Below are 11,092 nucleotides of genomic sequence, written 5' to 3'. Positions count from 1 at the left end.
GTTCCGTTACTGCTGCTTGGACTGGGAGTCGGCCGGCTGCGCCGCAGCGTCCGGCTTGGACTGTTCCTGCGCGGCCGGTGCCGCTGCATCGGCCTTGTCGGCTGCCGGTGCGGCCTGCGCGCCGCCACCCTGGGCGGCGGCCGGAGCCGCGCCCGGTGCGCCCGGCTGGCCGCCCTGCGCCGGCTTGTTAGGATCCCACGGCACGCCCTTGGCCGGCTGGCCTTCCTTCGCCTTCTGCACTCCGTCGACGATCACCTGGTCGCCCGGGGTCATGCCCGCGGTGACGATCCACTGGCCCTTCTGCTGGCCATCGACGGTGAGATTCTTGCGTGCCACCTTGCCGTCCTTGCCCAGCACCAGCGCATAGGCGCCTGTGGCATCGCGCTGCACGGCCTGCTGCGGCAGCAGATAGGCGTTGTTGCGCTGGCCAAGGCTGGCCTTGAAGGTCACGAACGCGCCCGGCAGCAGCGCCTGCTCCGGATTGGGCAGGGTTGCGCGCAGCGACACCGCACCGGTGCTCGGGTCCACCGTCACCGCCGACACATCCAGCGTACCCGGGTGCGGGTACTGCGTGCCGTTGCCCAGTTCCACGTTGATGGTGGACTTGCCGTCGCCGCTGAGCTGCACGTTGCCGCTGCTCTGGGCCTGGCGCAGGGCGGCGAGCTCTTCGCTGCTCATCGCAAAGTTCACATACAGCGGGTCGATCTGGTCGACCGTGGTCAGCAGGGTCGCTTCACCCGAGCCCACCAACGCACCCTCGGTCACGCGCTGGATGCCGGCGCGGCCGGTGATCGGCGAGGTGACGCTGGCAAAGCCGAGCTGGATGCGGGCGGACTGGACCTGGCCGCGTGCCTGCTGCACGTTGGCGCTGGAGGAGCGCTCGGTGGCTTCGGCGTTGTCGATGTCGGCACGCGACACGTACTGCTGCGGGGCCAGGCTGCGCGCGCGCTTGGCGGCGACCTGGGCATTGGCATAGGTCGCCTCGGCGGCGGCCAGCTGGCCTTGCGCCTGCAGCAGCGTGGCCTTCAGCGGCGCCGGGTCGATCTCGAACAGCGGCTGGCCTTCCTTGACGTCGGTGCCTTCGGTGTACAGGCGCTTGAGCAGTACGCCGTCCACGCGCGCGCGCACGTCGGCCGAGCGGAATGCCGACAGCCGGCCGACCAGGTCGCGTTCCAGCGGCAGGGTCTGCGGCTTCATTTCCAGCACCGACACTTCCGGCGGCGGCGGCGCCTGCTGTTGTTCGGGCTTGCTGCAGGCAGCCAGCGCCAGGGTGATGGCACAGGCCAGGCCGAATGTGCGGAGCGGGGCGATCATCAGGAGGAACTCCGTTAGGGTCTTGAAGTGAGAAAGGAAAGCGGGGACAGCGAAGGCGTGGCAGCGACCGCGGCAAATGCGCGCAGGAAGGTGTCGACAGCGAATTGCGCCCACTGCTGCCTGGCGGGAAGGCCGGCGCGGTGGGGAACCTGAAAGCGTTGCCGGTCGAAATCCAGACCGACGATCATGCTCAACAGCAGTTCGGCCATACAGTGCGGATCGTCATGGCGCAGCTGGCCGGCCTGCATCGCCTGCTCAAAGCGCTGCGCCAGGCGCTGCTGCATGCCGACGACCCCGTCCTGGAAGATCTGCTGCGACTGATCGGGGAACCGGTGCGATTCGGCTTCCACCAACCGGCAGGTCTGTAACACATCCGGGCTGTTCAGGCGGTCAAGGTGGGCCAGCGCGAAGGCCAGCAGATCCTCGCGCAACTCGCCCGAGGCGGTGCCCAGCGGCACCGTGGCCAGATGCACATGGTCCTGAAGCACATCGCGCAGCAGGTTTTCTTTACAACCGTAATAACTGTAGAGCGTCTGCTTGGAACAGCCGGCACGCTCGGCCACCGCGTCCATGCTCAGCCGCATGCCGCGCTCGGCAAGCAGCGTATGCACAGCCGCATGGATGCGGCGATCGCAGTCCGAGCGCCGGGCAGCACGGTGGGAACGGGGGGTCATGGCGGTAGACTATACCGTCCAGTTTAGTTTTTAAACAGGCTTGACGGTCGCAGTTCTGTCTGCGCCACGCCTTGTGGCCCAAGCGCCCGGCCGGACTTTGCCGGTTGTGGCGGTCTGGCGGGTGGCCATGCAGGCGGCAATTCGGCGCCGCTGCAGGAATTACAGTCGAGTAGTGCTTCGCGCCGCGCCGGGGGCGGGCGCCCGACCAGGATTTTGCGCTATGCAGCAAGGCGTCTTCATGCGGCGCCGGTACAATTCAGGTTTTCCACCGAGCATCCCAGCGCTCTCATGACAGCCAAGAAAGCTGCTTCGAAATCGTCCACGACGTCGGTCAAACCGGTCGCCGACCATGCCGTCCCCGTGCTTGCCACTGCGCCGCAGGCGGTCACCCTGGAGCCGGTGTTTGCCGCGTTGCGCAAGCGCTACCCGGCCGCCCGCCAGTCCGAGGTGCAGCTGTTCGCAGCCGACTTCTACCGGCGCATGGAAGAGGACGAGTTCCCCAACCACCCGCCCGAGCAGTGGGCGGCCCTGGCGGCGGACATGCTGGAATTTGCGCGTACGCGCAAGGCCGGCACGGTCAATGTGCGGGTGTTCAACCCGACCCTGAAGAGCCACGGCTACGAGTCGCCGCACACGCTGCTGCAGATCGTCAACGACGACATGCCGTTCCTGGTGGACTCGGTGAGCATGACGCTGTCGGACCTGGGCATCGGCGTGCACGTGCTCGGCCACCCGGTGCTGCGCATCGCGCGCGACAAGGCCGGCAAGCTGACCGCGGTGGGCGAGGGCAAGAGCGAGTCGCTGATGGTGCTGGAGATCGACCGCCAGCCCGCCGAGGACATGCCCAAGGTGGAAGCGGCGGTGCGCAAGGTGCTGGGCGAGGTGCGCGCGATCGTGCACGACTGGGCGTCGATGCGCGAAAAGATGGTGATGCTGGCCGACGACCTGGCCACCCGCCGCCTGCCGATGGACGACATCAGTCGCCACGAGGCGCAGGAATTCCTGCGCTGGGCGGCGGCCGATCACTTCACCTTCTTCGGCTATCGCGAGTACCGCGTGGAGAAGCAGGACGGCCAGGACGTGCTGGCGCCGGTGGAAGAAACCGGCCTGGGCCTGATGCGCGGCCGCGATACTTCGCCGGCGCGCCCGGTGACCACGCTGGCGGCGCACGGCCTGAACACTTCGGCCAAGCTCAAGGATGCGCTGATCCTGACCAAGACCAATGCGCGCTCGCGCGTGCATCGGGTCGGCTACATGGATTACATCGGCATCCTGGAATTCGATGCCAAGGGCCGCATCGTCGGCGAGCAGCGTTTCCTGGGCCTGTTCACTTCCAGCGCCTACAACCGCCGCCCGTGGGAAATCCCGCTGGTGCGCCAGCGCCACGAATACGTGATGAGCAAGTCCGGGCTGACCCCGAGCAGCCACAGCGGCAAGGCGTTGCGGCACATTCTCGAGACGCTGCCGCGCGAGGAGCTGTTCCAGTCCAACGAGGAAGAGCTGTATCGCACCGCGATCGGCATCCTCGGCCTGCAGGAGCGCGTGCGCAGCCGCATGTTCCTGCGCCGCGACAAGTACAGCCGCTTCATCTCCGCGCTGGTGTACATCCCGCGCGAGCGCTTCAACACCGATGTGCGGCTGCGCATCGAGGCCTTGCTCAAGGATGCGCTGCACGGCGAATACATCGATTCCAGCGTGGTGCTGGGTGAGTCGCCGCTGGCGCAGCTGCACCTGATCGTGCGGCCCAAGAGTGGCGAGGCGCTGGAATTCAACACCACCGAACTCGAGTCGCGGCTGGCGCATCTGCTGCGCAACTGGCGCGATGCCCTGCGCGAGGCGCTGGTGGCGCGGCATGGCGAGGTCAATGGCCTGCGCATGGCTGCCAACTTCGGGCGTGCGCTGCCGGCCGGCTATATCGAGGACTCGTCGATCGAATCGGCGGTGTCCGACGTCGAGCATCTGGCCGCACTGGACGGCCCGGACGACCTGCACCTGAGCCTGCAGGAGATCCGTCGCGACGACGGCGTGCGGCTGGACGCTGGCGAAGGCCTGCGCCTGAAGCTGTATCGCCAGCTCGACGACATTCCGTTGTCCGATGCGATGCCGATGATGGAGAACATGGGCCTGCGGGTGATCTCCGAGCGGCCGTACCGGCTGCAGGTCGGCGAGACGCCGGTCTACATCCAGGATTTCGAGGTCGAATCGACCTCCGGCAAGATCAACGCAGCCAATGCTGACGCCGGTTTCGGCGAAGCCTTCGAGCGGATCTGGAGCGGCGATGCCGAAAACGACGGCTTCAACCGCCTGATCCTGGCCGCCGGCCTGCACTGGCGGCAGGTCGCGCTGCTGCGCGGCTACTGCAAGTATCTGCTGCAGACCGCGGTGCCGTTCTCGCAGGCCTACGTCGAGACGACGTTTACCCGTTACCCGCTGCTGGCGCGCCTGTTGGTGGAACTGTTCGAAGCGCGCTTCGATCCGGCCACCGGCAGCGAGACCAAGGCGCAGATCTTCGCCGGGCAGGAACGCCTGCGCGAGGAACTGTCGGTGCTGGCCGGTGACGACGAGGCCACGCTCAAGGCGCTGGAGCCGGTACTGCAGGCGCGCGGCAGCGACCGCGATGCGCAGCAGGAAGCCACGCGCGCGACGCTGCTGAAGCTGATGGATCGCGTCTCCAGCCTGGACGAGGACCGCATCCTGCGCAGCTTCATCGGTGTGATCGACGCCACGCTGCGCACCAACTATTACCAGACCGACAAGAGCGGCAAGCACGGCCACTGCATCAGCTTCAAGCTGGATTCTTCGATCGTGCCGGACCTGCCCAAGCCGCGTCCGTACCGCGAGATCTTCGTCTACAGCCCGCGGGTGGAAGGCGTGCACCTGCGCTTCGGCGCGGTGGCGCGCGGCGGCCTGCGCTGGTCGGACCGGCGCGAGGATTTCCGCACCGAGGTGCTGGGCCTGGTCAAGGCGCAGATGGTCAAGAACACCGTCATCGTGCCGGTCGGTGCCAAGGGCGGTTTCTACGTCAAGCGCTCGCCGGTCGGCGGCGATCGTGATGCGATCCAGGCCGAAGGCATCGCCTGCTACAAGCTGTTCATCCAGAGCCTGCTCGACATTACCGACAACATCGTCGGCGGCAAGATCGTGCCGCCGCCGCAGGTGGTGCGTCACGACCAGGATGATCCGTACCTGGTGGTCGCGGCCGACAAGGGCACCGCCACGTTCTCCGACATCGCCAACGGGCTGGCGCTGGACCACGGCTTCTGGCTGGGCGATGCGTTCGCTTCCGGCGGTTCGGTCGGTTACGACCACAAGGGCATGGGCATCACTGCGCGCGGTGCGTGGGAGTCGGTCAAGCGCCATTTCCGCGCGATGGGGCGCGACTGCCAGAGCCAGGATTTCAGCGTGGTCGGCATCGGCGACATGTCCGGCGACGTGTTCGGCAACGGCATGCTGTTGTCGCGGCATATCCGCCTGCTGGCCGCATTCGATCACCGGCATATCTTCCTGGATCCCAATCCGGATGCCGCTGCCTCGTTCGCCGAGCGCGAGCGCCTGTTCAAGCTGCCGCGTTCCAGCTGGGCCGACTACGAGGCCAAGCTGATCAGCGCCGGCGGTGGCATCTATCCGCGCACGCTTAAGTCCATCGACATCAGCGCGCCGGTGCGCGAGGTCCTGGGCTTGGAATCCAGCGTCAAGCAGCTCTCGCCCAACGAGCTGATGAACGCCATCCTCAAGGCCCCGGTGGACCTGTTCTGGAATGGCGGCATCGGCACCTACGTCAAGGCGTCCAGCGAGTCGCACGCCGATGTGGGCGACCGCGCCAACAACGGCCTGCGCGTCAACGGCGGCGAGCTGCGCTGCAAGGTGGTGGGCGAGGGCGGCAACCTGGGCCTGACCCAGCTCGGCCGCATCGAGGCCGCGCAGGCCGGGGTGCTGCTCAACACCGACTTCATCGACAACTCGGCCGGCGTGGACACCTCCGATCACGAGGTGAATATCAAGATCCTGCTCAACGACATGGTGCAGGCCAAGAAGCTCACCTACGACGCGCGCAACACATTGCTCGCCTCGATGACCGACGAAGTGGCCGACCTGGTGTTGTGGGACAACTACCGCCAGAACCAGGCGATCAGCCTGATGGAGCGGATGAGCGTCAAGCGTCTCGGCTCCAAGCAGCACTTCATCCGCACGCTGGAATTGCAGGGCCTGCTCGATCGCCAGATCGAGTTCCTGCCGTCCGATGCCGAACTGTCCGCACGCAAGGCGCGCGGGCAGGGCTTGTCGCGCCCGGAGCTGTCGGTGCTGTTGTCGTACTCCAAGCTGGTGGCGTTCCAGCAGCTGCTGGAATCGGATATTCCCGAAGACCCGTATCTGTCCAAGGAATTGCAGCGCTACTTCCCGCAGCCGCTGCAGAAAAAGTACGCCGATGCGATGGAGCGTCACCGCCTCAAGCGCGAGATCATCGCCACCGCGGTGACCAACACCACCATCAACCGCATGGGCGCCACCTTCCTGATGCGCATGCAGGAAGACACCGGCCGCAGCATCGCCGAGGTCGCCAAGGCCTACACCATCAGCCGCGAAACGCTGGATGCACGCGCGCTGTGGACGCAGATCGACGCGTTGGACGGCAAGGTGCCCGAGTCGGTGCAGATCGACGCGCTGGAAGTGATCTGGCGCCTGCAGCGTTCGTTCGTGCGTTGGCTGCTGTTGCGTCCGGGCCAGATGCCGGGCATCACTGCGGCGGTGGAGCGTTACCACGGCCCATTCAACGACATCCGTATCGCTTCCGGCGTGCTGTCGGATGCGCAGCGCCCGCAGTACGAAGCCAGCGTACAGGAATGGCAGGACAAGGGCCTGCCGCCGCAACTGGCGCAGCAGCTGTGCGAGCTGCGTTACCTGGAACCGGCCTTCGACATCATCGAAACCGCGCGCACCCGCAAGCTCAAGCCGGTGGACGTGTCCAAGGTGCATTTCCGCCTGGGCGAAGCGCTGCGCCTGCCATGGTTGTTCGAGCAGATCGACGCGCTGGAGGTCAACGGCCGCTGGCATGCAGTGGCACGTGGCGTGCTGCGCGACGAGCTGGCCGCACATCAGCGCGCACTGGTGGCGCAGGTGCTGACCCTGCCCGGCAGCAGTGCCGAGGACAAGGTGGCCAACTGGCTGGCACGCGACGATTCCAGCCTGCGCTTCACCCTGGCGATGCTGGCTGATGTGGCCGAGCAGAAGACGCTGGACTACCCGACCGTGTCGGTCGCGGTGCAGCGACTTGGGCAGTTGGCTGCGCACGGGATGTAAGCGTGTGCAGCGAGGTGATGGCGGAGCGTGTGCTTCGTCATCATCCTCGCGGTAGTCGGACGGCAACCTCGTTGTCTTGCATCAAAGTGCCGCCGTTGGGCTTGCTGCTGTGCGCCTCAAACGACGCTTGCTGGTGAGTCGAGCGTGCGGTGCCCTCACCGCACGCGGGACACGTCGTGAATCCGTTTGTGGAGGCTGCGTGGCGGCACCCATGCCGCCACGGGTCACGCAATCGGCGATGACATCGCACCAGATGGTTGATTTGTTGCCTTGTTTAAAACTACGCAAACCTACCATTCTGACGCGTCCTTGCCCGCCCACCGTCGCGGGACCTTACGCGGCATGGATGCCGCGTAAGAGCCTGCATGGACGTACATGCGGCGTGTCCCGCGACGGTGGGCGGGCAAGGGCCTCCAGATAAGCCGCAGATTGGGTGCCCTGCAACCGGATTGCACATTTCCAGTCCGCATCTACAACCATGTACATGTGTTGCGCACTATCGTTGAAACAGTACGACGGCATGGTTCGCGCTGTCGGGCTTCTTGTATCGCAGCCTGGCCCACGGATCTGTATCCGGCTTCTTACTTGATCTTGACGACCACCTTGCCCTTGGCGCGGCCTTGCGCCAGATGCTCCAGCGCCTGCTTTGCCTGGTCGAACGCAAACACCTTGTCGATGACCGGGCGGAGGCGTTCGGCTTCGAGCAATTCGCCGATTTTGGCCAGCTGCGTGCCATTGGGGCGTACGAACAGGAACGAGTAGGCGACGTTGTGCTTGTTCGCTAGACGGATGATCTTGCGGCTCATCATGGCGAAGACGAATTGCAGCACGACATTCAACCGGCGTGCGCGGGCAAAGGCTGCATCCAGCGGCCCGACCAGTGACACGATCCTGCCGCCGGGCTTGAGGATGGCGAGCGATTTTTCGATCGTATCGCCCCGCATCGTGCCAAGCGCGATGTCGTAGCCGCGCAGCACGGTCTCGAAGTCCTGTTGCTTGTAGTCGACTACCTCGTCTGCGCCAAGGCTATTCACCAGCGCGACATTGCCGGTGCTGGTGGTGGTGCCGACGGTGGCGCCGAGATGTTTTGCCAACTGGATCGCGATGGTGCCGATACCGCCGGAACCGGCAGGGATGAACACCTTCTGGCCGGGCTGCAGGTCGGCACGTTCCGTCAGAGCCTGCCAGGACGTGAGCGCGACCATCGGCAGCGATGCCGCCTGCACAAAATCCAGATTGGCCGGCTTCAACGCTGCGGCGCTTTCCGGTACCGCGACATACTCGGCGATGGTGCCGCGGCCAAGATCGAACACGCTGGCAAAAATCGCATCGCCCCGCTTGAAGCGGGTGACGCGGCTGCCGACATCGATGACGATTCCGGCCACGTCGCTGCCCAGCGTGGCGGGCAGCTCGAACTTCACCACGGGTTTGAAGATGCCGGTGGGAATCATGTTGTCGATCGGGTTTACGCCAGCGGCGTGCACCTCGACCAGCAGTTCGTCGGGCTGCAGCGTCGGGCGGGCGCGCTCGCTTAAGCCGATGTCGGGAGATTTGCCATAGCGTTTGAAGGTGAGTGCTTTCATCTGGTTCGGGTCCAATGCTGTCGTTGTCTGGATGCGTGGCCGGGCGCGATGCGATCCCCGGCCGCCTTCACCTGTGCGCTGGCAACTGCTTGCCTGCAGCCTGATCGCCATGTGGGCGGTTTGCATCGACGCATCCATGCAGCAGGGCGAGTGCGCGACGCATCACCCCAGGTCCGCAGCGCTCACCAGGGCAAGCGCTGCGGGCGGTTGCGACGCCGGGCCGGTCAGGCCGCCGGCTGATAGCGCTCGGCGGCGGTGGCCTGGCGGATGTCAGACAGCAGCCCCTGGCGCGCGCCATCCAGTGCGTCCCAACGTTCGGCTACGTGCAGCGGCGGGATGGTGACCAGTTCGCGGCGATCGAAACCAACCAGTGCCGCATCGACCAGTTCGCCCACGTCCATCAGATCGCTGAGCGTGTTGACGTCGATACCGGCACGCCCCCAGATCTCGGTGCGCGTACCGGCCGGCAACACGGCTTGCACATAGACGCCCTTGGCTCCCAGCTCCAGGTGCAGCCCCTGCGACAGGAACAGCACAAAGGCCTTGGTGGCGCCATAGACGCTCATGCCGAATTCGGGAGCGAAGCCCACCACCGAACCAAGATTGACGATCGCGCCGGTGCCGGACTGCGCAAAGCGCGGCGCAACCGCGGCAGACAGGCGCGTCAACGCGGTGACATTGAGCGCGAGCAGGCGGTCGATCGCCTCGGCGTTCTGCTGCAGGATGCCGCCGGACTGCGCCATGCCCGCGTTGTTGATCAGGATGCCGATCTGCGCGTCGTCGCGCAGGCGGGCTTCTACTGCGGTCAGGTCGGCGGGCTGGGTCAGGTCGGCCTGCAGCACGTCGACGCTGACGCCATGTGCAGCGTGCAGACGCGCCGCCAGCGCATCCAGGCGGGCCTTGTCGCGTGCCACCAGCACCAGGTTGTGGCCGCGTTGCGCAAAGCGCTCGGCGTAGACGGCGCCGATACCGGTGGAGGCGCCAGTGATGAGGACAGCGGGAAGTGTGGACATGCAGAGTTCCTTGATGACAGTGGATGAAAGACGCCAGGCGAGACAGCCTCAGCCGGCGAGGGACGGGTAGTCGATATAACCTTCGGCGCCACCGCCGTAGAGCGTGGCCGGATTCAACGGCGCGAGCGCTGCGCCGGTGTGCAGACGTTCGACAAGATCGGGGTTGCTGATGAACGGGCGGCCGAAGGCCACCAGGTCGACGTTGCCTGCGCGCAACTGGGCGTTGGCCAGTTCCAGGTCGTAGCCGTTGTTGGCCAGATAGGTACGGGTGAACTTGCTGCGCAGCGCGGCATAGTCGAACGGGGCCGCGTCGCGCGGGCCGCCGGTCGCACCTTCGACCACGTGCAGGTAGACGATGCCCAGCGCATCGAGCTGTTCGGCGATGTAGTCGTATTGCGGCTGCGGATCGCTGCCGGAAATGCCGCTTGCCGGCGACACCGGCGAGATGCGCACGCCGGTGCGATCGGCGCCGATCTGCTTGCTCACTGCAGCGACCACCTCCAGCAACAGGCGTGCGCGGTTCTCGATCGAGCCGCCGTAGGCATCGGTGCGCTGGTTGGCGCCGTCCTTGATGAACTGCTCCAGCAGGTAGCCGTTGGCGCCGTGGATTTCGACACCATCGAAGCCGGCGGCAATCGCATTGGCCGCTGCCTGGCGGAAGTCGTCGACGATGCCCGGCAGTTCGTGCAGCTCAAGCGCGCGTGGTTCGGAGACATCGGCAAAGCCGTTGTTGACGAACACCTTGGTCGCCGCGCGGATCGCCGACGGCGCGACCGGTGCGGCGCCGCCCGGCTGCAGGTCGACATGCGACACCCGGCCCACATGCCACAACTGCACGAAGATGCGCCCGCCCTTGGCATGCACGGCGTCGGTGACCGCACGCCAGCCGGCGATCTGCTCGGGCGTGTACAGGCCAGGGGTGTCCTGATAGCCCTGGGCCTGCGGCGAGATCTGGGTGGCCTCGGTGATCAGCAGGCCGGCCGAGGCGCGCTGGGCGTAATAGGTGGCCGCCAGTGCGCTCGGCACCAGGCCGGCGCCCGCACGGTTGCGGGTCAGCGGGGCCATCACGATGCGGTTGGCCAGGGTCAGCGCGCCCAGTGCATAGGGTTCGAACAGCGAAGGGTGGGTCATTGGCGGTGCTCGGAATCAGTGGTTGACAAAGATTACGATCAAAATCTAAAGTGTCAACACTTTGATGACGAATGACATC

The 11,092-nt window shown here is 65.9% G+C and carries 6 protein-coding genes; 1 reads left to right on the top strand and 5 read right to left on the bottom strand.

All coding sequences use genetic code 11. The features are described from left to right. Window positions 1-6 precede the first annotated feature (6 nt). Both KHN93_RS12465 and KHN93_RS12460 read right to left on the bottom strand, forming a co-directional pair. Entirely contained in the window at window positions 7-1,314 is a 1,308-nt protein-coding gene (locus tag KHN93_RS12465; RefSeq protein ID WP_039522021.1) for an efflux RND transporter periplasmic adaptor subunit, read from the bottom strand. A 14-nt stretch (window positions 1,315-1,328) separates the two neighbouring features. Then, window positions 1,329-1,988, bottom strand: a complete 660-nt coding sequence (locus KHN93_RS12460) for a TetR/AcrR family transcriptional regulator (RefSeq protein ID WP_039526767.1) — start codon at window positions 1,986-1,988, stop codon at window positions 1,329-1,331. A 288-nt stretch (window positions 1,989-2,276) separates the two neighbouring features. On the opposite strand from KHN93_RS12460, the gene KHN93_RS12455 reads away from it, so the two are divergent. After that, window positions 2,277-7,286: an NAD-glutamate dehydrogenase gene (locus KHN93_RS12455; protein WP_047130326.1), complete on the top strand. Its 5,010-nt coding sequence runs from the start codon at window positions 2,277-2,279 to the stop codon at window positions 7,284-7,286. Window positions 7,287-7,867: 581 nt separating this feature from the next. Here the strand turns inward: KHN93_RS12455 and KHN93_RS12450 are convergent. The 3 genes from KHN93_RS12450 to KHN93_RS12440 form a co-directional block, all read right to left on the bottom strand. After that, on the bottom strand, window positions 7,868-8,995 hold the full coding sequence (locus KHN93_RS12450; RefSeq protein WP_230673826.1) for an NADP-dependent oxidoreductase: 1,128 nt from the start codon (window positions 8,993-8,995) through the stop codon (window positions 7,868-7,870). 98 nt (window positions 8,996-9,093) lie between these two features. After that, a complete protein-coding gene (locus KHN93_RS12445; protein WP_047130328.1) occupies window positions 9,094-9,882 on the bottom strand; it encodes an SDR family NAD(P)-dependent oxidoreductase in 789 nt (262 codons plus the stop codon). Between the two features lie 48 nt (window positions 9,883-9,930). Further along, entirely contained in the window at window positions 9,931-11,013 is a 1,083-nt protein-coding gene (locus tag KHN93_RS12440) for an alkene reductase (protein WP_047128870.1), read from the bottom strand. Window positions 11,014-11,092 lie beyond the last annotated feature (79 nt).

It is taken from the genome of Xanthomonas arboricola pv. juglandis, assembly GCF_905367715.1.
GTDB classification, from domain to species: domain Bacteria; phylum Pseudomonadota; class Gammaproteobacteria; order Xanthomonadales; family Xanthomonadaceae; genus Xanthomonas; species Xanthomonas arboricola.
The sequence above is the reverse complement of the archived record's forward strand: the minus strand, read 5'-3'. Positions and strand labels throughout refer to the sequence as shown.